We start from the raw sequence: 24760 nt of genomic DNA, 5'->3' as shown, positions 1-24760 counted from the left end.
CCCCAAAGGAGCGATTTCAAACATTAATAAAGTTATTATAGCACAAGTGGGGCAAAAGCGGTATAATAAAAGAGAGAAAAAAGTGCGAAGCGGGCGATTTTTGCCCGGCGGAGCACGAAAGGATGTGCATCGGATGCGCTTGTTTGACGTTCTCGGGCCGGTTATGATCGGCCCCTCTTCCAGCCATACAGCGGGTGCCGCCCGGATCGGCTACACGGCCCAGAAGCTTCTGGGCGAGATCCCGGTGCAGGCGGATATCGGCCTGTATGGCAGCTTTGCCACCACCGGAAAGGGACATGGCACGGATAAAGCCCTGGTCGCCGGCCTGCTTGGCCTGCGGCCCGATGATCCCCGCCTGCCCGACAGCTTTGCCCTGGCCGCAGAGCAGGGCATGGCATTCCGGATCCATCCTGTGGAATTGCGCTCTGCGCACCCCAATACCGCTGTTCTCACCCTGACGGGCCGGGAGGGGCGAGTGCTTTCCATGAAAGCTGCTTCGGTGGGCGGCGGACGCATCCGCGTGACCGAGATCGACGGCGTGCCCGCCGATTTCGGCGGCGACAGCAACACCCTGATCATTCACAATGAGGACACCCCCGGCTGCATCGCCGAGGTAACCACCTGCCTTGCCGTGCGCAGGATCAACGTTGCATCGATGCAGGTGTTCCGCGCAGGGACCGGCGGCTATGCCGTTATGGTACTGGAGTGCGATTCCCACATCCCCCACCCGCTGGAACGGAAGCTGGCGACCCTGCCCGGCATCCTGAAGGTGACCTGCCTGAACATCGACGAGCCCGAAGAAGACGCGGAGGAATGACCATGTCCTTTTTATCCTGTGAAGAAATGCTGGCCGCTGCCCGCAGCCAGAACCTCTCCCTTGCCGAGGCCATCCTGCGCAGTGATCTGGCCGAGAGCCGCCTGACCGAAGAGGCCAGCCGCCATGCCATGCATCACCTGTGGCATGTGATGGAGGCCACCAGCCGGGAGTATGACCCTGCCCAGCGCAGCCGCAGCGGCCTGTCCGGCGGCGATGCCGCCAAGGTGGAACAGGCCCATCAGGCGGGCAGAAGCTACGGCGGGGATTACCTTGCAGAGGTGACCGCCGAAGCCCTCAAGACCGCCGAGTGCAACGCCTGCATGAAACGGATCGTTGCTGCCCCCACAGCGGGCAGCTGCGGTGTGCTACCGGCGGTGCTGCTTCCCCTTGCCCGTGCAGGCGAGGCCGATGAAGAAGCCATCTGTGATGCCCTCTATGTGGCCGCAGGCTTCGGGCAGGTCATCGCCGCCCGGGCCACTCTGGCCGGTGCCGAGGGTGGCTGTCAGGCTGAGGTGGGAGCCGCCAGCGCCATGGCCGCCGCTGCCCTCTGCCACCTGAAGGGCGGTACCCCGGAGCAGTGCGCCGCCGCTGCCGCTATGGCACTGGGCAACCTGCTGGGCCTGGTCTGCGACCCTGTGGCCGGTCTGGTGGAGGTGCCCTGCATCAAGCGCAATGTTGTGGGTGCCGTAAACGCCGTTTCCTGCGCCAATATGGCGCTTGCGGGGGTAGATTACGCCATCCCCTGCGATGAAGTCATCGATGCCATGGGCCGCGTGGGCAGTCTGCTCTCCCCTGATCTGCGGGAGACTGGCCAGGGCGGCCTTGCCGCAACGCCGACCGGTGTCCGCATCGCCGAGCGTCTGGCAGAGGAAGCCTGAGGTCCGCGCGGAAAATGTTGAAAAGACGTACTTTTCTGCGTGGAAAAATAAAAAACGAAAATAAAATCAAAAAATCTGCAAAAAACTGTTGACAAACCCCGCCCTGCGTGATAAAATACATCTTGTTCCGACCGGAACGTATGCGTTGGTAGCTCAGCTGGATAGAGTGACTGACTACGAATCAGTAGGCCGGGGGTTCGAGTCCCTTCCATCGCACCAGAAAATGCCGTGAAATCGAAAGATTTCATGGCTTTTTTGTTTTGTAAGCCATGGGTGCACGGTTTCTGCACGGTTTTTGCACGGTCGGTGTTATCCATGTCCGATTATGTAGGGCGCTGTATTGCATTGCAATCAGTGCCCTTTTTTGCATCAGGTGAGCAGTGCCAAGCGGAGCTTTGCCTTCATTTCCGGGTCGGCATCCTTGAGCAATTCCAAAAGAGCCGTCATGGAGATGGTGGGTTCGCCTGCGGCGGGTACAGCCTGCGGGCTGGAGGTGTCGGGCTTGGCATAGAAGCCGCTTTCAAACTTCTTGCCCAGCTCCACACGGGAGGACTGCTGGATATGGGCGTAGGTGTTCACCAGCATATCCGCACTGGCGTGACCGGTAGTCCCCTGCACCGCCTTGATGTCACCGCCGGAGATCATCAACTGGTAGGTGGCACTGGAATGCCGCAGACCGTGAAAGACGATGCGGGGGAACTCCGGGTGTGCATCCTGCCATTTCAGGAACTTTTTACGGATGAGCACCGGCTCCACCGCCAGACCGTTGGGCAGCCGCAGCAGCATCCCGCTGTTACGGTACCGCTCCGGGTCAAGGGCTTCTTCCCTTTTCAGCCGTTCCAGCCACTGCTTCAGCTCCTCCCGCAGGGCGGCGGTCATAAAGATGGTGCGGCAGGAGGCCTCGGTCTTGGTGTCCTTCAGGATGAGGGAGGTCTTGCTGCCCTCCAGCTTGTCCGGGAAGATGCGGAGGATGCAGCCCTTGTCCACCTGTGCCAGCGTGTCCTTCTGCACCCGCTGCATGGAACGGTTGACGGTGAAGGTGCCCATGCCGTTGGCGGCATCAAAGTCGATGTCCTCCGGGGTCAGACCTGCCACCTCCCCTTCCCGTAGCGCACCCACCAGCGTCAGGTGGACTGCCAGATGCAGGATGGGGTCCTCCATGCTGTCCAGCGCTGCCCGCATCTCCTCCACTTCCCAGATGCTGCGCTCTTGGGTGGTCTTTTTGGGCGCTTCCACCGGGACGGGGCTTTTAATAAGGATGCCCCACTCCACCGCCAACAGAAAGGAATTGTGCAGCAACTGGTGGACTTCATGGAGGGTGGTGCCGGAGAGGGTGCGCTTCTGCTGCTTGGGCGAGAGGTCTCGCCGCTTGCCGCCCACATACTGCCCACAGGGGGTCTTGCTCAGGGTGTCGTACAGGGCTTCGATGTGGTAGGGACGCAGCTTCTGCATCTGCATCTCCCCGATATAAGGGATGATGAGGTTCTGGATGAGGGCCAGATTGGACTGGTAGGTCTTGGGTGCCCACTTGTGCTTGCTGCACTGCTTGGGCAGCCAGTCCATCAGGAACTCTGCCACCGTCACCGAGGACGGGATCAGGAAATTGCCGGTCGCCAGTTCATGTTCGATCTGCTTCTGGCGTTTCACCGCCTCCTCTTTGGTGGGAAAGCTTTCCCATTTGTCGCAGCTCTTGCCGTGCTCGTCCTGATAGGTGTAGCGGACACTGTAAGAGCTGCCGCGTTTCGTGATATATGCCATAGATTTGCCTCCTTATCAAGCTGCCCGGTAGAGCCACAGATCGAAGCTGTCTTTCGGGATGCGGATGCTTCCGCCTGCCCGCAGGACACGGAACTCGGTGGTGCTGTTGCACAGATTGTAGGCGGCACGCTGGCTGATAGCCAGCATCTGCGCGACCTCCTTCACCGTGTACACCAGCTTAGTGGTCTCAGGGCTGTTGGTCGGAGACTTGACGGCATTGGTTCGAGTGACCACCTCCATTGTAGCCGGATCAGAGTCCGACTGCAAGGACTTTTTCGTATAATCAAAAGATTTCACATTCTCGTACATTTCATTACACATAGGCGTTGCTCCTTACTTATCGTGGCGCATCGCAGGCTCCTGCGTGCGGTTCTCATAAAATCGAATGACCTCCGGCGGGATGCTGTCCAGCGTTTTCAGGGCGGCTTCATAGTCCTGTCGCAGCTTGGCATCCTCCAGACGCTTCAAGACGCTCCCTTCCTTCGCTTTGTCCAGCGAGGCAGAGAGCGTCCTGTTTTTCTCTTTCAGCTTTTCGTTTTCGGCGGCGGTCTTGGTGAAGGCTACGTTGTACTTTCGCAGCTGGTCCTTCATCCGTGCTACGTTGGGGATATAGCTGTCCAGCACCTTGCTGATCTCCGCCGCACGGCTCTTGCCGTTGAAGGGGGTGATACCCACCAGCAGGGCATCCAACTGCTCCTTCTGCTTGGTCAGCTGGGTCATCTCCTTGAAGATGCGAGGCGGGATGTGCTCCCGCCCGGTCTGGCTGGCGCTTTCGCCCCGTTCCAGCTCCGGGTACTGCTTGACCATGTGCTGCCAGAACTCGTCCTGCCACTTCACAAGGTTCTTGCGGTTGCCAATGATCTCTTTCGCGCTCAGCCGCCCGTCAGCGGTCAAGGGCACAAAACAGAGGTGCAGGTGGGGCGTTTTCTCATCCATGTGGACAACGGCAGAGAGAAAGGTATCCGGGTGCTGTCTGCCCTCCAAAAATTTCAGGGCGTACGCAAAGTACGCCTTGACTTCGCTGTGCGTCTTGCCTTTGAAAAACTCCGGGCTGGCGGTGACAAGAGCCTCTACCACCCGCACGCTGTCCTTGCGGACACGGCAGTGGGCGGCGGCTATCATGCGGTCGGCTTCTTCCCGGTACCTGCCCTGCGGCTGCACCAGATGAAGGTTGTAGCGGCTCCGGCTCGTGTCGATATCCGGGTTGCTGGCGTACTGCTCCTTGGTGCGCTCGTTGTGGGCTTCGATGGGGCTGATGGCAGGCCCCTTGTACTTTTTGAACCTTAAAATGCCGTATTGGGCTTTCATAGATCACGCTCCTTCTTGGGGTGTACAAAAAATATGTACGGACTTCAAATAACCTGTACGGTTCGTACGACGTATGAACAAGCGAAATACAAACGATGATACGTTTTAATTTGATTCTGCTTGCCGTACAGATGCGTACAAGTACAGACCGTACAGGTTGTACGAACTTCTTCCGTAAAAAATGCACTTTTTACGGGCAGGGGTGGACAAGCGGTTCGATGCCTACAAAACCCCGCACCCTGCGGCCACCGGGCAGGTAGATGTTGTTGGTGGCTTCAAGGTTATAGCGGCGGTCATTCTGGCGCAGTTCCGCGCTGAAACGGATCGCCGATACGCTGTGGCAGGCGTTGTCCTCGCACCACTGCTTATAAATGTCGTAGAACTCCTTGGAGCTGATGGAGTAGTCCGCCTTGAAGCGGAAGTAGCCCTCGGACTCCATGAAGTCGATGACATTGTTGCTGCTGCGCTTGATGGTGTCCACGTTGGCGGCGGCTCGTTCGCTGACCGTGAAGCGGAAATCGTTCTGCACCAGCCGGTGCAGCCCTTCCAGACACCAGAGCAGGATGCCTTCCAACTCGGCGCACATCTTCTCCACAAGGAAGGGGTCATCCGTGCGGTCGGCAGGCTTGTCCTTAGTGGTCAGGATAAGCTGGCGGCGAAAGAAACCGTCCGAATGGTCATACAGCGAGGTCAACGCACCGTTGCCGAAGCAGAGGAACCGGGCGTAAATGTCCCGCTGGTAGCTCTGGACACCCTTGCGCTCCAAGTCCAGCTTGGCTTCGGCGGTCACGATGGTCTTGATATAATTCGTCTTGGGCAGGGCGTTCATGTCCATGTCATCGTCGATCATCAGCAGGCGGCGTTCCAGATCGGCGCGGGCAAAACGGTTGTTCTCGACTTTCTGGACGCTGCCATTGCTGGCGGCATCTCCCATGAGCCGTTTCAGCACCAGCCCGATGCGGGACTTGCCCTCGCCGCCCTTGCCGACAATGAGCATCATCTTCTGCCCCTTGGTGCTGGGGATCAGGCAGTAGCCCAGATACTCCTGCAAGGTGGGGATGTCGGCATCGTCCAGCAGTTCATGCAGGAAGGTCAGCCAGCGTTCCGGGCTGGGTGCTTTGGGGTCGTACTTCACAGGTAGGCGGTTCTGGCAGAACAGGCGGCTCTCCTGAAAAGAGCCGTCCGGCAGATGGTACACGCCGTTCTGGAAGTGGATGCAGTCCTGTTCGATGGGAAACGGGTCGGAAAAGGCCAGCAGCTTGATGGTTTCCAGAATGTTGGTGACCTTTTTGGACAGGCCGGAGGTGACATATTCCTCGATGTTCTCCAAGATGCGCTGCTTGATCTCGCTTTCGTCCTCTACCGGGCCGTCCAGCGTGTACAGTGTACCGTTGACGCATTTCAGCGGCCACTGTTCCAGAAAGGCACGGCCAAACTGGACTTCATCGATCTTCTTGCCGTTGTACCAGTCCGGCCATAAGGGGTTGCGGGAAATGTTTTTCTTCATAGGGTAATTCTCCTTTAGAAAAGTGAAGTGGTGGGTCTCACGGTGAGACCCACCACTTCGGGTGAATAAACTATTAGGCGCACTTTGCCAGAGCAAGGCGGTCGGTGCGCTCCTCCAGCATCAACAGGTACGACCCGGACAGCAGCTGTGCGGCGGCAGCGGCCTTCTGCTGGGGCGTCCCAAATGCAACGCAGTCCGTCAGGTGTTCGATGGTCTCGGTCGTGTGGAGGGCTTCTTCAAACCGTGGGTCATGCGGTTCTTCCGGGGTGGCAGGCTTGTAGCGCTCCTGCCAGTCGTGCAGCAGGTCGAGATAATCAGTCAGCACCCGCAGACAGTAGGCGATGTCTGCCCACTGCTCGTCTGTCAGGCCACGCTTGGGCGGCGGCAGGGCGATGGCATTGGCGGGCGGCTTGTCCGGGTCAAGCCCGAAGTCGTGTATCAGCTTCTCGGCGGCTTGCCGTGGGTTCAGGTCGAACAGCTTGGCGGTGAGGTCGATGGCATCGCCGTTGGCTCCGCAGCCAAAGCAGTAATAATAGGTGTCGTTCAGCTTCATGCTGGGGTCGCTGTCGGAATGGAAGGGACAGCACACCATGCCATGGCGGTCGGGCTCCATGCCGTACATCTCTCCCACCTGCCGAACGGTGATGGCGGACTTGATCTTTTGATATAAACTCAAAATTTCTCCTTTGGTCAAAGGTTTTGGTACGAATCAATTTGATCCCTGCCACGTTCAAAGCCGGTCTCCCTTGCTGCCTCCCGACAGGAAATCTTTTTGGACTCTGTGTCGGCCCCATGCAGGGCGCTCGCTCCCCCGATGGGAGGTCTTGGCGGTCTGGGCAGTTCGGACGGTCATTCTGTTCTCAAGGTTCTGTTATGAAAGATATTTCAGAGGGCTTTCGCGGGAAGCCCTTAATATGTTCGCTGCTGGGGAGTTAATATGTTTTCTTTCTGTCTATAGGATAGCACCACGATGGCCGCTGTGCCGTATATCCATAATGTCGGAAAACAGGTGCAGAAACTGCAAAATTCCACGCTTATGGACAGGAACCGCTGGAAGTGGTATACTGTGCAAAAAACATCGGAGGTGCGACCATGAACATCAAGCTGACACTGGGAGAACGGCTCAAAGACCTGCGTGTGGAGCGGAATCTGAAGCTGGAAACGCTGGCAGAGCAGACGGGTCTGTCCAAATCGGCACTGTCGAAATATGAGAGCGACGATGTGACCGACCTCAGCATTTATGCGGTGACAACGCTGGCTGAGTTCTATGGCGTGACCACGGACTACCTGCTGGGGGTGACGGAAAACAAAAAACGCCCAGATGCAGTCCTTTCGGACTTGCATCTGAGCGATGGCGCAGTGGACGTATTAAGGAATGGAAAATTCAATCATCGGCTGCTGTGTGAGCTGATCGTGCATGAGAATTTCCAGCGGTTCATGACCGATCTGGAAATCTATGTGGATGGATATGTCAGCGCAAACATTCAAAACCTCAATGCTGGTCTGGAAGCGACCCGGCAAATGCTGAAAAAGAAGTATGCAGCAGATGAAAACGATCTGTACATGAGCACCTTGAAGCTGGGGCAGATCGATGAAGATGAGTACTTTGGCCGGGTCTTGTACGATGAGTTGGTGGCCATCCTGAAGAACATCAAGACGGAACACCGCAAGGACAAGACCACTTCGGATGGTGCAATGGTCGATAACTTGATGAAGGAACTGGAGGATGCACAGAAACTTGAAGGGTCTGCGGATGAAAAGAAGATCCGAACGGCATTGAAGGCAATCGGCATCAACTACGATAAGCTGACAGAAGATGAAAGAAAGCTGATAAAGAAGATTCTTTATAAAACGGCAATGCTAAAACCGGGGACACTTGCAGGCAACCGGGGAAAGCACAGACGTTGATCATTTGCCTTGCGGCTTATAGGAGAAACGCTGCTGCGGCAGGACGGGAGAACGTACACCATTGGTTCCTCTGAAAGCCTGCGCTGGGTGGGCAGAAACCATTAGCTGCCATGCCCATCCGCGCATCCTTCTGCCATAGAACAGGTGCTTGCCGGAGCCTCTCGCAGTCCCTTTTCCGCATCAGCCGGAACCAAGGTGTAACACACTAGACTTTGCAAGCAAAGTCGTGTGCCAACGAGCGTTCCGCCGCTCTTTGGATTCTTCCCGGCAGGGCACTGGAAAATGGGGTGCCCTGTGCAGCACGGGGCGCATCCGTCACCTCGCACAAAAAATTGACTGCAAGTTTTACTTGACAATTCGCGGAATATGCACTATCATAGCCATAAGATGAATATAATGTTTATAACGATATACTCAATTTGAGGGTGAGGTATTTCATGGCAATCAATGATAGTGCTGTCGTCCCGCTTTACCAGCAGGTAAAGGATGACATTCGTGCCGCGATCGAGAGCGGCAAGTACAAAACCAACGAGAAGATTCCCCCGGAGCCGGAACTGAGTGCAGAGTACTCGGTCAGCCGCATCACGGTGCGCCGTGCCGTGGAAGAGCTGTGCGCCGAAGGGTATCTGGTCAAAATGCAGGGGCGGGGCACCTTTGTCAGCAAGCCCCGCATCCATCGTAAGTTTGCCAGCGGCAGAGGAACTGCCAGCTTTACGGAGACCTGCAAGGAGTACGGCATGGTGCCGGGCGCCCGGCTGCTGAACCGTCAGATCGTGCCGGTGCGTAAGGATGAGGAAGCCTTCTTCCATGTAGGCCCGGAAGCCTTGCTCATCTATATCCAGCGTCTGCGCACTGCCGATGGTCAGCCGGTGTTTCTGGAAAATCTGTTCCTGCCTTACGAGCCTTATAAGAGCCTGATGAGCGAGAATCTCAATGATGTTTCCATGTTTGACACCATTGAGCGCATCTCCGGGCTGCGCCCTGCAACGACCTCCTGCCAGCGTATCGAGGCGGTACGGGCTTCGGCAGAACAGGCACAGCTGCTCAACCTTTCGCTGGGCGAGCCGCTGCTGTATCTGAACGCCTACTTCCATGACCAATATGACCACCCGCTGTGCATCGGGCGGCAGTATTACATTGGAAGCCGGTATATGTTTGAGTTTTGAGGGCAGCATTCTGTCCCCCCAAGAGCGTCTTTTCCACCCGGAAAAGACGCTCTTTTTGTCGTTCCAAGGAGAATTGTTGGTGAAACTGCTAAAATATAGGGGAGATGCTTTGTGCACTTTACCAAAGTAAAGATTTTTTTAGAAAAACCTCTTGACGTCTGTGCAAAATGTGGTACTATGTAAATGACGATTATGACGTCTATAACGAATAAGATGATACAGACGCCGAAGAGATGAAGGAAACACAGGAAAGGTCGTGGATGCGTATGAACCGAATCATTCTTGCTTCGCACGGAGGGCTGTCCGCCGGAATGAAGGACACCGTGCAGATGATCCTTGGTGAGTTGCCGAACCTTTATGCCCTTGCTACCCTGCGGGATGAGACCGAGCCTATCACGGTGGCGGCACGTCGGTTGCTGGATGGCTTTGCAGCAGAGGATGCTGTGTACATCGTGACCGATGTGATGGGCGGCAGCGTGAACAACGAGATGCTGACTCTGCTGCCGGAGTATCCGGCGGTGCACCTGATCTGCGGCATGAACGCTTCTCTGGTGCTGACCCTTGCTTCCAACGACGAAGCCCTGACACAGGACGAACTGGCCGAGTGCATTGCAGATGCCAAGGCGCAGATCATTGATTGCAACCTGCTGCTGAAAAAAGCAGCCCAAGATGAGGAGGATGACCTATGATCAAATTAGTACGTCTGGACTACCGCCTGCTGCACGGTCAGGTGGTATTCTCGTGGACCGGCCATGTGGGCGCACAGCGCATCATCGTGGTGGACGATGACGCCGCCAACGACGAGATGAAAAAGTCCGCCCTGCTGCTGAGCAAGCCTGCCGGTGTCCGGGTGAACATCTTCACGGTGGACAAAGCCATCGCCAAGATGCCCAAGGTGGAGCAGCTGGACGAGAAGATCATGATGATCTTCGGCAACACCGCTGCCCTGCTCAAGTTCTGCCAGGCATACCCCAAGATCAAAGAGATCAACTACGGCGCTGTGGCAAACAAGCCCGGCTCCAAGGCCTTTGACCAGTCGGTATTCCTGACCCCGGAGGAGCAGGCAGACACCCAGAAGCTGCTGGATATGGGCATTAAGATCTACAGCCAGCAGACCCCCACCTTTAAGGTAGTACCCATCGATCACATCTGATCGTAAGGAGATAAGAAGGAGGAATTGACCCATGTTTGTTACCGCACTGCTTCTGGGTCTGGTTGGCGTGTTCTGTATTCTGGACTCGCGCATTCTGGGCCGCATGAACTTCGAGCGTCCGCTCATCACCTGCACCATCGTCGGTGCGCTGCTGGGTGATCTGCAGACCGGCCTGACCCTTGGCGCATCCATCGAGTTGATGAGCCTTGGCATCGTGAACATCGGCGCAGCAGCACCCCCGGACATGAACATGGCTGCCATCATCTGCGCAGCTTTTGCCATCCTGACCGATGCTTCTGCCGAGACCGCACTGGCGCTGGCCATTCCCATCGCTGTTCTGGGCCAGATGCTGGGCGTGCTGATGCGCACCATCCTGTCCAACCTGACCCACGTTGCCGACCACGCCATTGCAGAAGGCAAGTTCCGCAAGGCATGGAGCATGCACATCGTCTGGGGCACGCTGCTGTACAGCCTGATGTACTTTATCCCCATCTTCCTGTCCGTCTACTTCGGCACGGATCTGGTGCAGAAGATCGTGGCTTTCATCCCCGCATGGCTGACCGATGGCCTGAACCTCGGCAGTAAGTTCCTTACCGCTTACGGTATTGCCCTGCTGCTGTCCACCATGCTCAACCGCGACCTGACCGTCTACTTCCTGCTGGGCTTCTTCTTTGTGGGTTATCTGGGTCTGGATATCACCGCTGTGGCGATCTTCGCCGCAATTCTGGCTGTGATCCTGACCGGTCTGAAGTATGGCAAGGGCGCACCTGCCGCAGCCGCTGCCGGTGCAGCTGCTGCCAACCCGGACTACGACCCGCTGGAAGATGACGACGATCTTTGATAGGAGGAAGCTGAAATGAGCAACGCAACCAAGACTGCAAAGCGCAGCGACTTCAAGAAATACTTCCAGTTCATGTGGCGCTCCCTGAACATTCAGGCCTCCTGGAACTACGAACGTCAGATGAACATGGGCTTTTTGTACGGCATCGCTCCCACGCTGGACGAGCTGTACCCCGACGAGAACGACCCCGAGCAGCTGGCGCACAAAAAGGAAGCCTACGAGCGCGAGATGGCGTTCTACAACTGCACCCCGCAGACCAGTGCCTTTACGCTGGGTCTGGCCGCTTCCATGGAGGAGCAGTACGCCGCCGACCGTGAAAACTTCAACCCGGAGACCATCAACGCCGTCAAGACCTCGCTGATGGGCCCCCTGTCCGGCGTGGGCGACTCCTTCTTCCAGGGCACTGTCCGTCTGATCGCTTTTGGTCTGGGCATCTCTCTGGCACAGCAGGGTAACGTTCTGGGCCCCATTCTGGCCATGATCCTCTCCATTGTCCCCGCTGTGCTGGTCACATGGTTTGCCGGTAAGCTGGGCTATACCATGGGCAGCAAGTACCTGACCAAGCTCAACGGCGGCATGATGGACAAGCTGATGTACGTCTGCGGCATCGTAGGCCTGATGGTCATCGGTGCCATGGTGGCAAGCATGGTGGGTCTGACTACTCCCATCACCTTCGCAAGCACCGGTCTGGTGCTGCAGGATGTGCTGAACAGCATTCTGCCGAACCTTCTGAACCTTGGCATCGTGATGCTGATGTACACCCTGATCCGCAAAAAGGTCAAGACCGGCTGGCTGCTGGTCATCTGCATCGTGGGCGGTGTTGCCATCAACGCCCTTGGTCTGTTGGTGTAACCGGGTTTCCGGCTTACATAGATATCCGTACGCCTGTAATTTGTGATTCATCAGAACAAAAAGAAAAATAATTTGGAGGATTGCATTATGTATAACATTGATCTGGCAAACGTCAAGTCCATCGTGGCAGACATCGTGGCAAAGCACAACGTGGAGAACGTGGCCTTTGTTGGCTGCGGCGCTTCCAAGGCAGAGCTGTACCCCGCAAAGTACTTCCTGGCAAACTGCAGCAAGAAGCTGCGTGTGGCACACTACACCGCCAACGAGTTCAACTACGATACCCCCGATTGGCTGGGCGACACCACTGTGGTCATCACCGCTTCTCTGGGCGGCAGCACCCCTGAGACCGTCAAGGCCAACAGCGTGGCAAAGGCCGCTGGTGCAACCGTTGTCAGCGTTACCCACGCTGCCGGTTCTGCCCTGACCAAGGAAGCTGACTACACCATCGTTCACGGCTTTGAGGCAAACTACGCCGCCAAGCTGGAAAAGATGGGCTACGTTCTGGCACTGGCTGTGGAGATCCTGCAGCAGGTGGAAGGTTTCGACAAGTACGACAAGATGATCGAGGGCCTGACCAACGTGTTCGAGGCTGCCGAGAACGCTGCCAACTCTGCCCGCAAGTCTGCCAAGGAGTTCGCTGAGAAGTACAAGGACGCTCCCGTCGTCTACGTCATGTCCAGCGGCGCTTCCATGGAGGTCGCTTACTCCACCTCCATCTGCCTGATGATGGAGATGCAGTGGGTCAACTCCGGCTCCTTCCACAGCGGCGAGTTCTTCCACGGCCCCTTCGAGATCGTGGACAAGGACGTGCCCTTCATCCTGCTGATGAACGACGGCAAGACCCGTCCCGTGGATGCCCGCGCACTGACCTTCCTGCACCGCTTCGATGCTCTGACCACCGTTGTGGATGCAAAGGATTACGGTCTGGGCAATGCTGTGGACAGCAGCGTCATCACCTACTTCAACCCGCTGATGCACACCGCCGTGTTCCGCGTCTATGCTGAGGAGCTGTCCTACGTCCGTCAGCATCCGCTGACCCTGCGCCGCTATATGTGGAAGCTGGAGTACTAAGCGATCGACCGGGATCAATAGACCCATGCTTGGGGGAGGGGCTTGCCCCTCCCCTTTTTTGATGAAGAGGGAAATGAAGAATGATTGAAGCAGTGATTTTTGATATGGATGGGGTGCTGGCAGATACAGAATATTACTACGAGAACCGCCGTAAAAACTTTCTGCTGGAAAACGGCATCCCCATCCCGGAGGGCAACTTCATCGGCTCCAACGAAAAAGCCATCTGGGAAGCCATTGTCCCCAACGACCCTGTGCGCCGTCAGGAGATGCTGATGGCTTACCGGGAGTACCGCAAGGCTCGCCCCACCCCCTACGGCAAGCTTACCGACCCGCAGGCAGAGCCGCTGATGAATGCGCTGCGCAGCCGGGGGCTGAAGGTGGCGGTGGCGTCCTCCAGCGCAGCACCGGATATCATGAAGATGCTCACGGAGGGCGGCTTGAAAGCCATGGTGGATTTCGCCTTCAGCGGCGAGGACTGCGCCGCCCATAAGCCTGCACCGGATATCTATCTCAAGGCGCTGAAGGCACTGGGGCTGACGGCAGACAAGGCTATTGCGGTGGAGGATTCTCCCACAGGCATTGCCTCCGCAAAGGCGGCAGGGCTGAAGGTGCTGGCACTGAAGCCCCGCCACGGCGAGCCGCTGGACCAGTCCGCCGCAGACTGCATCATCACCCAGCTGATGGATGTAAAGGAGCATCTGGACTGAGATGGAAGCGATCAAGAACGGTCTGCGCAAAAACCTGACTCCGGCACAGCTGTGGAGCGGCGCACGCTTTTTTCTACTGCTGAATCTGGGACTTATCATCTATGCAGTAGCACTGAACTTTTACTGTGCGCCCAACCACTTTGTATTTGGCGGCACCACCGGTCTTTCCATCGTTCTGGCCACCTGCTTTCCGGCTCTGAGCGTCAGCACCTTTATGTGGATCACCAATGCGGTGCTGGATGTGCTGGGCTGCGTCTTTCTGGGCATAAAGACCATGGGTTGGACACTGTACTCCTCCTTCATGCTCAGCTTTTATTCCAGTATGTGCGAAAAGATGTTTCCCGTGTCGCAGCCTTTGACGGATGATACTTTGCTGGAGCTGTGCTTTGCGGTGGCGCTGCCTGCCATTGCCAGCGGCATCGTATTCAACATCGGGGCATCCACCGGCGGCACCGAGATCGTGGCGATGATCCTGCACAAGTACATCAAGGTGGAGATCGGCAGGGCTCTGCTGCTCAGCGATATCGGCACAGTGCTGTTTGCGGCTTACCTCTACGGCCCGCAGACCGGGATGTACTGCGTGCTGGGACTCATCGGGCGCAGCACCATCGTGGATACAGCTATCGAGAGCCTGAATCTCCGCAAGGTGTGTACGGTCATCACCTCAAGGCCGGAGCCCATCCGGCATTTCGTTACGGAAACACTGGGACGCACAGCGACCCAGCAGAACGCCACCGGCGTGTACACCGGCGAGCCCCGCACCATGATTATGGTGGCGCTGACCCGGCGGCAGGCAGGGCTGCTGCGGGATTTCCTGCGCCGGGAGGACCCGGAGGCCTTTCTGACCATTGTCAACTCAAGCGAGATCATCGGCAAAGGGTTCCAGTCCATCTGAAAACGCAGAATGCCCGCCCACTGTGGCTTTCCACAGGTGGGCGGGCATTATTATATATGGTAAATGGTTGTTTACGCTGACTTCCCGGGATTTACGCTGAAAATACGCTGACTTGGCATGGTTTACGCTGAATTTACGCTGAAAACGCGCAATCGCGCGAACAAAGCGCGAATAAATCCGGCTGACCGCGAATAAACCGCGAACAAAGATCGCACGGGCGTGCATTCTTCATGCGTGGGAAGGTGCGACGTGAAAGTTGGAACTTGTAAAAATAAACTGTAATACGATTGAATTTCGGAAAAGTGGAATCGCACGCTGGAATGCGCGCGTGCAATGTTGCCTGAATAAAAGTCAGCGATAAAAACGCGCGCCGCGCGATTAGCATTTTTGCCGCGCGTTTTCTAAGGCTCAATCTTCCAGCCTGCCGTGGTCACAGCCGAGGGAAAGATAATGCTCCATCTCCCCTCTCAGCACCATCTGTGCGTACTCCAAGGGCTTATTATACAGCAGCCAGTCCAGTTCTGCCCGCTGTGCCGGGGTGTTGCCGTACTCGTCCTCCACGGTAATGCAGTCGATGACAACGGTGGTGCCATCCGCGAACAGGGCTTCCACCCGGTTGGTGTCCATGTTGTAGCGGCAGGAAAGCAATTTTGTCATAGTCATATCCTCCAAGACTTGATTTTTGGTGTGCAGTCACTCGAACCAATGCCGTCAAGTCGTTGTCGGATGAAGTGGTTTTTAGTTTGTCCGGGAGTAAGTGCACGGTTTCTGCACGGTTTTTGCACGGTTTCAAAACGTGCAAAGGGTGCAAATCGTTGCAAAATCGGACAAAGGATGCAGAAACTCCAAGCTCAAAACTTGCGATGTATCGCTAAGAAATAACGACAAAACGTAACTTCCAAAAATTGAGGGAATCGCCCGGCGTGCGCTACGAATCAGTAGGCCGGGGGTTCGAGTCCCTTCCATCGCACCAAACAATGAAAATCCGAACCTTTTCTCGATAGGAGAAGGGTTCGGATTTTTTGTTTTCTTCGGAAATGACAATTCCGGCTCTTCCCTGACGGCTGTGTGTCCGAAACCTTATCAGAAGAAAGACCGCATCACGAAGGTCACAACTGTAAGATTGCCGTAAGGCAGAAAGGGCATGATTATGAAGTATGATGTAAGAGCCTGTCACTTTAACATGGACAACGGATGCGTGGAGCTGCTGCTCCAAGATGGCAGAAAAATCTCCATCGACTGCACCGGGGTCGAGGATGCACTAGATGTTACCATGACGCAGCGGTCTGAACTGGACTACCTCATCTATAATGACCCACTGGCGTATGCTGAGCTGATCCTGAACGGTGAGCCAGAGGAGTATCTGAAGAATGCGGCTGGGTGCCACGGGCTAGAAGATTAAAGACATAGAAAAGGCAGGATGCTCCCATGAGAACATCCTGCCTTTTCTAAAATATTTAGGCCTTTACGCACCGGATCGACAATTATTTCTGCTCGTTCTTTTGCACATAGGACAGGCAGAAGAAATACAGTCCGTCCAGCACAAAGCAGATGATTCCGGTCGCAGCAATAAATCTATTCCGCTCGATGACACCGATCAGGGTCGGTGTCAGGGTCCCGATCCACTTACAGATCGCAATGAGCCTTGTCTGTCCTTTGGAGCTTCGCCGCCGGTTCAGCAGGTAGAGATAGGCGATGGACATTGCAATATTCTGCAAATAGGCAGAATAGATCTCCGCCTTGTGGTCGCCAAATTCTACGATGAACAGAACCTGCAGTCCCACGCAGATCACCAAAGCAAGGGTACCAAAAGAAACCTGGCATTTCTTTTCCAATTCGGTCGCATAATCGTTCTTGTTATATTTGAAATGGGTAACAACAAAAGAAGAATAACATTCACCTTGCGATGAAGTCTGTAAAAACAGAAATTCGCTAGGAGTTGCACTTCCACAGCGACCAAGGTCTATTCGGCGATGGTTCAATTTATTCGATAATGAGTAAGATTTCTTTGTTACAAAAGGCCAAACACAGCGTGATTCTTGTGTGCGTCACTTATTTCTGATGAATAGAATTACGGTATTGTCTGCCATTTCTTTCACGGATAAACTGTGGTCCTCTTTGATCCACCATTCTACGACGCCAACAAGAGCACTCACACGGAATTGTAAAAAGAATATTTCGTTGCTATCCTTCGTTGATGCTACCGGAATCCTTGTCATTTCCTGTAAAATTAGCTGTTTGAATCTATCTTGAAAGCGACTGGTACCGCCCCTTTTGGTCATGACAGAGAAGAACCTGTAGTTATCCTCAAAAAATTGATACACCGCAGTGAAATAATGTTTAAGTTCTTTTTCCGTAGAATCCCAGTGAATCGGAGAGCATACAGCCCGAAGGTCTTCCAGTCGATCTTCGATGATTTTATCTAACAAATCAAACTTGTCCGCATAATGAAAGTAGATTGTCCCTCTGTTCACATTTGCTCTGTCTGCGATGTCGTTGATTGAGATCTGGTCAAAATCTTTTTCTTCCAGTAGGTCGAATAACGCAGCAGAGATCGCCGCCTTTGTTTTTTGGATTCTTCTATCCTCTTTTTTCACCAGATCATCTCCTCTATTTTGCACGATTGTATTATATCAATCACCTGTTGGAAATTCAACGATTTTCTGAAGTTGTTTTTCAACAGTAGAGCTTGAACTGTTCAATATTCATCAGTTCGATTAAAATCAACCATTGCACAATGCTGCGGCTCTTGATAGTATCATATTATCAAACATCTGTTGAAAATCAAACCACTGTTAGATCTTTCAATCTGACCCGTATAAAAGGAGATCTTGTTATGAAGCTGTTGAATAACGCCGTGATCCGATTGACCAAGAACAGGAAGCCAGCCTATGATCCTGAGAACGAACTCATGTGGGATAGAACTTACAATTCCAGCTCATGGTTTGTCATTGGTCACTTTGAAGCAGAAGGCCATAAACTGAATTATTTATATCACCAGATGGTATGGCAAGACAAGGACGGTTCCTTAAAGTTGAATTCCGTGATCGGAGTTACAGATGAAACGACCGGCGAATATTTGGGAGAAGATAAATTTTATCCGATGGATCAGACAAAGTTTGCAGAAGACCATTTTGGCATCATCGTACCAAATGGTTCGATGGAGGGAGATCTTCGCAACATGCGCGTTACTGCTTTTATGGAACACGCATCACTTGATCTGGAACTTGAATTTGAAGATGGCATCATCATGAACGGTGGGGCCGGCGAATTTTCGATTGCTGTCATTGGCGTAAAGCAGTATTCAAAGCCAAGAATCAAGCCTACTGGAACACTCGTCTTAAACGGAAAAACGTATCCAATCTCTGGGGATGCATGGTTTGACCGTCAGTGGCAAAAAGTCCCCACCCAAAAGAGCAAAACCGGAGAAGGTTCGGATGACCCTGTAACGGGCGGAACTATTCACTGGTATTGGATGGACTTAAATATGGACAACGGAGACAAACTCAGTCTCTGGTGTGTTGAAATCGCTAAAATTACAAGAGCTTGGGCAACGGTTCTTCACGCGGATGGAACGAATAAAGTCGTTGATGTTACCCCATTCACACAGTTCAAGGCCAAAAAATGGTACAGTCAGGCTTCCGGACAGAATTATCCAATTGAATTTACAGTAGAAATCAAAGACTTGGATGCAAAACTTTATGTCGCGCCGTATCCGGTAGAGCAGGAAATCGTGTCAGAGCACATCAGCAAGTATGAAGCTGCAAGCCAAGTGAAAGGAACCTATCTCGGAAAACCGGCTACTGGATTCTGCTATGTAGAGTTAGTGGGTGGCTTCAAGTAATATGGGCAAAAAGATTATCACAAAACAAAAACAGGGTGCGCCCCGAAGGACGCACCCTGCAAAAATCCACACACGATAAGTAAGACAGGGAGTTCCCCAGCGGGAACTTCCTGTCTTTCTTTGCCGGAGATGTGAGCCTGCTCCGCCTGCCACGCAGCAAACTCGCGCTGGCCTTCCTCGCTGTTCCAGCAGGCAAGGATCGCCGGATAGAATGCCCGTGCCAGACGTTCGATGGCTTCATCGGGATACGGGGAAATGTTTGTGGACTTTTTCTTTTTGTTCAAACGCACACTCCTTTGGACTTCCGTTGACAGCATACAATGGGCCTGTTTGTTATGCTGTCTGCTCATCCTCTGCGAGCGCAGATTCCAGAGAATCAAGGTACTCCTTGTGCTTGTGGATGATTTCGAGAATGACTTCTCGCTGTGCTGTGTCTGGCATAGTTCTCAGAAGATAGTCAAACTCTGTGCGGAAACGTGTTGTAACGTGTTCCAGTGCGACATAATCATGCCGCACTTCTTCCGGGTAAGCATCGCTGTCGTAAACCGATTCGATTTTCTGAAACGGCATCACAGGTGCCTTTCCCGGTTCCCGGATGATGCCATCGGCATCCGGCTTCGGTTCAACCTTCAGTTCCGGGTGCAGGATTTCCTGCAAGGTCTGTGCGCGGGCATCATAGTTGGCTCGTGCAAGGCGGTGCATATCAGACTTGCTGACTTTTACCTGTTTGTTCAGAATCTTCTCCCGCATACCGGGAATCAGGGATTCAGCAATTTCAACGCCTTTCATGTACTTCGATGCACGAAGTACAGTTGCCTTGCTTACACCATTTTCCTCTGCGATTCGTTCGCAGGTTTTTATGGCTTCACCGGAGTTATCAGTTTGAGAACTCCGGTGAAATCGGCCATTTTCATCATGCGATTCTTTGCGGGCTTCGCCATGAGAGGATTTTTCCGCTTCATATTGCTTTCCGATGAGGAACAGCTTCTGCTCCGGGGTAAGATTACGCCGCCCCAACTGATTCTTGCAGATCCATGCGAGGACTTCTTCTCTGCTTTCAAATCGGAGCGGCATGGTGGAAAAGCAAATCTCCGGGTGCTTCTGGAGGATGGCATAACGATTGTGGCCGTCAACGAGGGTGTTGTTCCAGACGATCAAAGGAGAGAGCAGCTTGCCTTCCTTGAGGATGTTTTCTTCAAGCTGCCTGTATTCATCGTCCGTCAGCGGCGGAATCTGATTCTGGAACTCCGGGTCGATTTTCAGATTGATCATACGCACACTCCTTCTCTCTCGTGATGCTGCGTCTGTTTTTCCTCCCGGAAGAACAGGGCAACATTCTGTTTTGCATCTTTCAGCTTGAGCAGCTCGGACTTGGCTTCCTTGTACTGCTCATAGAACTGTGCCTTTTCGGAAGCAAGAGCGCAGTATTCCGATTCCAGCTTGTTCGGACTGGGCAGGCTGGTGATGTTGTTTGCCTTGAGATAGGCCGCTGCCGCCCGGTATGCTGTCAGCTCTACACGATGTTGTTCTTCAAAGGCTGCGGGGGATTTGGCAGCGTTCCGTTTCTGCGCAAGCGGTCGGTATTGCTTGTAGGCAGCAGCGTGGCTGCGCAGCGTCTTGTTTTCTGCCATGCGGGTTTCGAGGTCTTTCACTACGGCCAGCGATTCATGGAACTTGGTGTCAAGCTCTGCGATTCTCTGGTCGAGTGCGTCCTCGTTGAGCAGACCTTTATCCTGCAAGAGAATCAAGGTCTGTGCCATGGTCTTGAGGTTGTGCTTCTTCGCCCAACGCTCGTAGCCGATGCCCTTGCCCTGCTTCAGCTTCGCCTGAATGTCCACCAGTTTCTTGATTCGGTCGGGTTCTTCCTCAAGATTGTTGTGGAGGATAATGGGCTGGCTCTTGGCATTTTCTTTCAAGGTGGCAAGCACGAGTTCTTTCTCAAACTTGTCACCGAGGCTGTGCGCCCGGATAAACTTCTTTCTTCCGGCAGGCAGGTAGCTGAGCTGTCCACGGCTTTCCTTAACGGTAATGCCGTACTGCTGCAAGAGCCTGTCCGAGAAATCTTCAAAGCTCATTGCGACATTGAGCACATCCGAGATCTGCTTCCGCAAAATTTCTTTTGCGGTTTCAAACTTCGTTTGTGTGGGCTGCTGTCCGGCGGCAAGCAGGGCTGCGTTTTCACGGTCAAGTTTCATCTGACCGCGCCGTTTCATCCAGTATTCACGCTCGCTCACGCGCTTTTTCGAGCTGAGCAGGTCGATCTGGTACAGCTTGGCATCCTGACACATTTCCATGACTGCGACACGCAAATGCCGCATGGTCATGGCTGTGCTGGAATGCTTCATGCCCTCACGCCAGTCACGGGGCTTCTGCATATAGGGCTTGCGCTCCACTTCTCGTGTCCGGACGCTGCCGATCACGATGTGGACATGGATGTTACCCGAATGGTTGTGCCCGTCCGGGTGGGTGCAGACGATAGCAGGATGACCTGGAAAGTTCTCTTTGCAGAAGTTCAGGCCGAGGGCCTGTGCCTTTTCCATCGTCAGTCCATTTTCGACTGCATCCCGTGGGTCGAAGCTGATGATATACTGGTGGCTCTTGATATCATCCGGGTTGTTGTTCTTGTCGTACTTCCGATTTGCCAGCAGACAGGCCGTTGCAAACGAGGCTTCGCCGCATTCAAGGGTGTCCAGAATGTACGATTCCCGCAGCTTGGGTCTGCCCTGTTCGTCCAGAATCTTCTTGCCGGAAAATTCATCGTGCTGGTAAATCAGATAGGTTTCGGCAGCAGAGTAGTCCGAATTTTTAGAGGCGATATGCTTCAGCGTTGCCATACAGTTCACCCAGAACTTTCTCGGCATTGAGCCGGAAGGCGGTCAGGTCTGCAAGTTCGTCCAGAAGTTTCGCCCGGAGCTGTTCGGTGTCTGCTCCGCCGGAGTTGAAGTGTCGTGCGAGTTGGTTCAGGTTGCCGCCCACCCTGCTGCACTGAGCGAGCAGAGTGGAAACGGCAGTCAGGGTTTCTTCTCCGCCGCCGGCAACGATAACAGTGCGCTCGATCTTCGCACTGTGCAGCGCACGGCGGATGAGGGTGGACAGGGAGAGGTGAAGGAGTTTTGCTGTGCATTGGAGTTCCATCTTTTCAGTTTCCGTCACACGGAACTTGATGATGTGCGTTTTGTTGTTCGGCGTGTCGTGGCGGTGGGTCGTGCTGGGATTCGCTTTGACATTCGTTTTGTTCATTGAACCTCCTGTCGTTTCGCTAGCTCCTCGGTGAAGCTATGTAAGCACGACGCGCCGTTCTTTCGCACCGCAAGGTGCGAATATGAGCAGGGTTTGGGGCAGGCACGCCCCAACAAGATCACTTCGGAAATGCAGGTGCATTGAAGAAGTGAAGTCCCGGTGGAGCACAAGATTTTCAAGAATTGAAAATTTGTGGCCACGGGACGGTTCTTGCTCTCCACTGCTGCGCTCAAAACGTATTTCCGAAAGTTGTTTCCGAATTGTTAAGACGCAAAAATAAGTAGAGAGTTCCACTGCTCATATATGTGAATCGCCGTTTGCCCCGAACGAAGTTCCTGCCCCTGTTTTGCAGCGGCGTTGACTGGAGAGCCGGTATCACGTTCGGTCGGCTCATGAAATTTTCAAGGTGCAATCTTCCCCGGAAAAGAAAAATACCGCCCACGCAGTACAGGCGAAGGATTTTGTCGGGTGAAACAGACGGCAAAATGATCGGGTGTGTTGCGGGGCGGTAAATCTTCGCAGGAAATAAAACCGCACAGAATCGTTTCTTTACAGAAATCTCTGTGGATTTGTTGGGAATGATAACATAAGTACGAATGCGTGTCAACACTTCAGGATAATGAATACATCAGATGAACGAAACACACAAAGTACAAGCGAAAGCAAGGCTGCGTTTTAGAAGAATGTTTTAATTTTCGCAGTTCAGGCGGACTTGGACGGTAAACACACCGTCCTTCTTCTTTGTGTAGAAGTCGCCATGGTTCTCTTGAACGATACGATTTATGTTCTTTAGTCCGTAACCGTGATACTCTCCGATGCGGATGCTGCGAACGGTATCGCTGTATGGATTCTCAAGCCGGTAAAAGAGACTGCGATACTGCTTGCGCAGCTGTAGATGAATGATTCGCTGTTCTGCTGGCAAGTCGCAGCAGGCTTCAATGGCATTGTCAAATGTGTTTCCGATGATGATGCTCAAAGACAACGATGAGATCGTCAGAACTTCAGGAATCGTCACATCCAGTTTGACTTTGATGTTATTCCTTTCCGCAATTCGTAAGTAATAATTCAAAAGAGCATCAACAACAGGATTTCCGACAGCAGAAATATTTGTGGAACGCTCGAAAACATTCGTGGCGGCCTGTGCGATCTTGTGAAGTTCTTCGGTATCACCGTGTTCTGCAACTGCCTGCATCGCCAGAATGTATTTCTTCACATCATGCTGTAGAGAACGGACTTCTTCCTGACGTTCTTTGAGCTGCTGGTAGTATTCCATTTGAAGATTGTACTGCTGTTCGTTGAACTTAACTTTGAATTTTTCCAGTTCATTTTCCCGGAGAGCTTCCACATAGAACACGATCAGGATGTTTATAAGGAGAAGCACCGCCATAAGACCGACCATATAATCCGGGAAATACTCATCCGCAGCATGATACTGTGCCACATAACAGACAGCAATACTTGCGATTTGAATCGCAATGATCGGCAGCAGCCATAGGATACGCAGAGCATTTCCTTTTCGGCTGAAAAAATGTGAGATCAGGACTACGAGTGGAATTTGAATCAGGTTTGAAAAAACAACATAGACCAACCGTGCTGCCCCAGCCTGCATTAGAATGTCGGTATCCGGGATACGCAGCCCAATCAGAAGCATTGCAAGCACTTCCACCAAAGCAATCAGTGTGAAGAAAGCTCCGCTTGCAAAAACCGCCTGCCACGGTCGAACCTCATAGAACAGCAATGCAAGGAGAAATCCGCCAACTAAAAGATAAATCGTGCGCTGCGTTACCCAATCCGGGAATAAACTCAAAGCGCACTGCCCAGCGATCAAGAGTGCAACATATGACGCATAGAACCACCTTGAGACGGGTTCCTTTTTGGGAAACAGCCGACCGATAAAAAGCAGCAACAGGGCAATGTTGGCAAAGCTCCCTGCAAACTCAACGAAATAATAAAGCATCATCTTCCCAAATAAGCGTTGAAGATCTGATTGAACTCCTGACGCTTCCTCCTGCTGATCGGCAGCTGATGTCCGCTGGAAAGAAAAACAGCGGTTCCCGTAGCGTAAACAATGTGTTCCATGTTGACGAGATAACTTTTGTGTGGTGACACAAAGCACCGTTTGGGAAGCTGCTCCAAGGCTTCAGGAATGCTCATTCGCAATGTAAGGTCTTGCTCCTTGCAGTGAATCAGAACTTTATGTCCGTGGCTTTCCAGAAAGTAAATGTCCGATGTTTCCAAGGACATGGTAACACCATCGTATTCGATCGTGAAATGTTTGGAGTTCAGTTCCTGAAGGACGGCATCCATTGCCGCAGCGAACAGTGTCTGATCCAAAGGTTTGACAAGGTAGCGGAATGCAACGCCATATCCCTGCACAGCGTACTCATGCCGCTTCGTGACAAATACCACCAAAGGATGCTTCTCCATTTGGATCAAAGACTGCGCCAACTGAAAACCGTTGGATGGCATCTCGATATCGAGCAGCAGCAAATCGAAGGATTTTTTCTGCATTTGCAATTCGCTCAGAAGTTCATTCCCATCCATGTAAGTCTCAATGTCAAAGCAGCCTTGCACATCGTACTGCTGGACGCTTTGAACAATGCCATCAAGGTCTGACTTCTCATCATCGCAGACTGCAACGTGGTACTTCAGCATTTCGACAACCTCCACAAAATAATGTCCTGCTACTATTATAGACTGTGCAAAGGCTCCTTACAAGTAGCCTGACCTACCACTTTTGTCACCAGAACGACCAGTTTTGCCAAACCTCTTGATTTTGCTGAAATTTATGATACAGTGAAGCAAAAATCAGAAG

General features: G+C 53.4%; 27 protein-coding genes and 1 tRNA gene. 14 read left to right on the top strand and 14 right to left on the bottom strand.

Features of this window, described 5'->3' with window-relative positions:
* Window positions 1-133 precede the first annotated feature (133 nt).
* The 3 genes from sdaAB to P0G09_RS09025 all read left to right on the top strand — a co-directional run bounded on the left by sdaAB (window position 134) and on the right by P0G09_RS09025 (window position 1914).
* On the top strand, window positions 134-817 hold the full coding sequence (gene sdaAB / locus P0G09_RS09035; RefSeq protein ID WP_097773071.1) for an L-serine ammonia-lyase, iron-sulfur-dependent subunit beta: 684 nt from the start codon (window positions 134-136) through the stop codon (window positions 815-817).
* Between the two features lie 2 nt (window positions 818-819).
* On the top strand, window positions 820-1695 hold the full coding sequence (gene sdaAA / locus P0G09_RS09030) for an L-serine ammonia-lyase, iron-sulfur-dependent, subunit alpha (protein ID WP_117534311.1): 876 nt from the start codon (window positions 820-822) through the stop codon (window positions 1693-1695).
* A 142-nt stretch (window positions 1696-1837) separates the two neighbouring features.
* A tRNA-Arg gene (locus tag P0G09_RS09025) sits at window positions 1838-1914 on the top strand.
* A gap of 150 nt (window positions 1915-2064) precedes the next feature.
* Here the strand turns inward: P0G09_RS09025 and P0G09_RS09020 are convergent.
* From P0G09_RS09020 to P0G09_RS09000, 5 genes are all read right to left on the bottom strand, one after another.
* Window positions 2065-3453: a site-specific integrase gene (locus P0G09_RS09020; RefSeq protein ID WP_217210686.1), complete on the bottom strand. Its 1389-nt coding sequence runs from the start codon at window positions 3451-3453 to the stop codon at window positions 2065-2067.
* Window positions 3454-3468: 15 nt separating this feature from the next.
* Window positions 3469-3762 carry a helix-turn-helix domain-containing protein gene (locus P0G09_RS09015; RefSeq protein WP_217210782.1) on the bottom strand — a complete coding sequence of 98 codons (294 nt, stop codon included), beginning with the start codon at window positions 3760-3762 and terminating at the stop codon, window positions 3469-3471.
* Between the two features lie 24 nt (window positions 3763-3786).
* Window positions 3787-4761, bottom strand: coding sequence for a MobV family relaxase (gene mobV, locus P0G09_RS09010; protein ID WP_217210684.1), 975 nt, complete (start codon window positions 4759-4761; stop codon window positions 3787-3789).
* A gap of 190 nt (window positions 4762-4951) precedes the next feature.
* Complete coding sequence (locus tag P0G09_RS09005; RefSeq protein WP_217210682.1) at window positions 4952-6268, bottom strand: phage/plasmid primase, P4 family; 1317 nt, start codon at window positions 6266-6268, stop codon at window positions 4952-4954.
* 73 nt (window positions 6269-6341) lie between these two features.
* Window positions 6342-6944 (bottom strand): CHC2 zinc finger domain-containing protein, encoded by a 603-nt coding sequence (locus tag P0G09_RS09000; RefSeq protein ID WP_254281896.1) that lies wholly within the window; start codon window positions 6942-6944, stop codon window positions 6342-6344.
* 416 nt (window positions 6945-7360) lie between these two features.
* On the opposite strand from P0G09_RS09000, the gene P0G09_RS08995 reads away from it, so the two are divergent.
* From P0G09_RS08995 to P0G09_RS08955, 9 genes are all read left to right on the top strand, one after another.
* Entirely contained in the window at window positions 7361-8176 is an 816-nt protein-coding gene (locus tag P0G09_RS08995) for a helix-turn-helix transcriptional regulator (RefSeq protein WP_117535565.1), read from the top strand.
* A gap of 437 nt (window positions 8177-8613) precedes the next feature.
* Window positions 8614-9342, top strand: coding sequence for a GntR family transcriptional regulator (locus tag P0G09_RS08990; RefSeq protein WP_015565018.1), 729 nt, complete (start codon window positions 8614-8616; stop codon window positions 9340-9342).
* 260 nt (window positions 9343-9602) lie between these two features.
* Window positions 9603-10031 (top strand): PTS fructose transporter subunit IIA, encoded by a 429-nt coding sequence (locus tag P0G09_RS08985; protein ID WP_173014745.1) that lies wholly within the window; start codon window positions 9603-9605, stop codon window positions 10029-10031.
* Window positions 10028-10495: a PTS sugar transporter subunit IIB gene (locus P0G09_RS08980; RefSeq protein ID WP_097773854.1), complete on the top strand. Its 468-nt coding sequence runs from the start codon at window positions 10028-10030 to the stop codon at window positions 10493-10495. Before P0G09_RS08985 ends, P0G09_RS08980 begins: the two co-directional genes overlap by 4 nt.
* Window positions 10496-10526: 31 nt before the next feature.
* Window positions 10527-11336 carry a PTS sugar transporter subunit IIC gene (locus P0G09_RS08975; protein WP_015565015.1) on the top strand — a complete coding sequence of 270 codons (810 nt, stop codon included), beginning with the start codon at window positions 10527-10529 and terminating at the stop codon, window positions 11334-11336.
* A 15-nt stretch (window positions 11337-11351) separates the two neighbouring features.
* The gene (locus tag P0G09_RS08970; protein ID WP_154266010.1) at window positions 11352-12188 is read left to right on the top strand and encodes a PTS system mannose/fructose/sorbose family transporter subunit IID; all 837 of its coding nucleotides are present in this window, start codon (window positions 11352-11354) and stop codon (window positions 12186-12188) included.
* An 87-nt stretch (window positions 12189-12275) separates the two neighbouring features.
* A complete protein-coding gene (locus tag P0G09_RS08965; protein ID WP_015565013.1) occupies window positions 12276-13259 on the top strand; it encodes an SIS domain-containing protein in 984 nt (327 codons plus the stop codon).
* Between the two features lie 80 nt (window positions 13260-13339).
* Complete coding sequence (locus P0G09_RS08960) at window positions 13340-13966, top strand: HAD family phosphatase (protein WP_015565012.1); 627 nt, start codon at window positions 13340-13342, stop codon at window positions 13964-13966.
* Between the two features lies 1 nt (window position 13967).
* Window positions 13968-14861: a YitT family protein gene (locus tag P0G09_RS08955; protein WP_015565011.1), complete on the top strand. Its 894-nt coding sequence runs from the start codon at window positions 13968-13970 to the stop codon at window positions 14859-14861.
* A 408-nt stretch (window positions 14862-15269) separates the two neighbouring features.
* Here P0G09_RS08955 and P0G09_RS08950 read toward each other — a convergent pair whose 3' ends face one another.
* Entirely contained in the window at window positions 15270-15518 is a 249-nt protein-coding gene (locus P0G09_RS08950; protein WP_015565010.1) for a DUF6061 family protein, read from the bottom strand.
* A 493-nt stretch (window positions 15519-16011) separates the two neighbouring features.
* On the opposite strand from P0G09_RS08950, the gene P0G09_RS08945 reads away from it, so the two are divergent.
* Window positions 16012-16263 carry a DUF6061 family protein gene (locus P0G09_RS08945; RefSeq protein ID WP_275252524.1) on the top strand — a complete coding sequence of 84 codons (252 nt, stop codon included), beginning with the start codon at window positions 16012-16014 and terminating at the stop codon, window positions 16261-16263.
* Between the two features lie 82 nt (window positions 16264-16345).
* Here P0G09_RS08945 and P0G09_RS08940 read toward each other — a convergent pair whose 3' ends face one another.
* Both P0G09_RS08940 and P0G09_RS08935 read right to left on the bottom strand, forming a co-directional pair.
* Window positions 16346-16645 carry a hypothetical protein gene (locus tag P0G09_RS08940; RefSeq protein WP_275252493.1) on the bottom strand — a complete coding sequence of 100 codons (300 nt, stop codon included), beginning with the start codon at window positions 16643-16645 and terminating at the stop codon, window positions 16346-16348.
* Window positions 16646-16909: 264 nt separating this feature from the next.
* Complete coding sequence (locus P0G09_RS08935; RefSeq protein ID WP_275252491.1) at window positions 16910-17458, bottom strand: TetR/AcrR family transcriptional regulator; 549 nt, start codon at window positions 17456-17458, stop codon at window positions 16910-16912.
* Between the two features lie 239 nt (window positions 17459-17697).
* Between P0G09_RS08935 and P0G09_RS08930 the strand changes: the two genes are divergently transcribed.
* On the top strand, window positions 17698-18705 hold the full coding sequence (locus P0G09_RS08930) for a lipocalin family protein (RefSeq protein WP_275252490.1): 1008 nt from the start codon (window positions 17698-17700) through the stop codon (window positions 18703-18705).
* Between the two features lie 17 nt (window positions 18706-18722).
* Here the strand turns inward: P0G09_RS08930 and P0G09_RS08925 are convergent, their stop codons facing one another.
* The 6 genes from P0G09_RS08925 to P0G09_RS08900 form a co-directional block, all read right to left on the bottom strand.
* Window positions 18723-18995 carry a transposase gene (locus P0G09_RS08925; RefSeq protein WP_275252489.1) on the bottom strand — a complete coding sequence of 91 codons (273 nt, stop codon included), beginning with the start codon at window positions 18993-18995 and terminating at the stop codon, window positions 18723-18725.
* Between the two features lie 43 nt (window positions 18996-19038).
* Window positions 19039-19977 carry a hypothetical protein gene (locus P0G09_RS08920; RefSeq protein ID WP_227621847.1) on the bottom strand — a complete coding sequence of 313 codons (939 nt, stop codon included), beginning with the start codon at window positions 19975-19977 and terminating at the stop codon, window positions 19039-19041.
* Window positions 19974-21539, bottom strand: a complete 1566-nt coding sequence (locus P0G09_RS08915) for a relaxase/mobilization nuclease domain-containing protein (protein ID WP_270192827.1) — start codon at window positions 21537-21539, stop codon at window positions 19974-19976. The genes P0G09_RS08920 and P0G09_RS08915 overlap by 4 nt, the downstream gene beginning before the upstream one ends.
* Complete coding sequence (locus P0G09_RS08910; protein ID WP_270192828.1) at window positions 21511-21945, bottom strand: mobilization protein; 435 nt, start codon at window positions 21943-21945, stop codon at window positions 21511-21513. The genes P0G09_RS08915 and P0G09_RS08910 overlap by 29 nt, the downstream gene beginning before the upstream one ends.
* A 688-nt stretch (window positions 21946-22633) precedes the next feature.
* A complete protein-coding gene (locus tag P0G09_RS08905; protein WP_275252488.1) occupies window positions 22634-23905 on the bottom strand; it encodes a GHKL domain-containing protein in 1272 nt (423 codons plus the stop codon).
* The gene (locus tag P0G09_RS08900) at window positions 23902-24600 is read right to left on the bottom strand and encodes a LytTR family DNA-binding domain-containing protein (RefSeq protein WP_097800473.1); all 699 of its coding nucleotides are present in this window, start codon (window positions 24598-24600) and stop codon (window positions 23902-23904) included. The genes P0G09_RS08905 and P0G09_RS08900 overlap by 4 nt, the downstream gene beginning before the upstream one ends.
* Window positions 24601-24760 lie beyond the last annotated feature (160 nt).

It is taken from the genome of Faecalibacterium sp. DFI.5.82 (assembly GCF_029076575.1).
Taxonomy (GTDB): Bacteria; Bacillota; Clostridia; order Oscillospirales; family Ruminococcaceae; genus Faecalibacterium; species Faecalibacterium duncaniae.
This window is presented reverse-complemented; position numbering and strand designations above follow the sequence as displayed.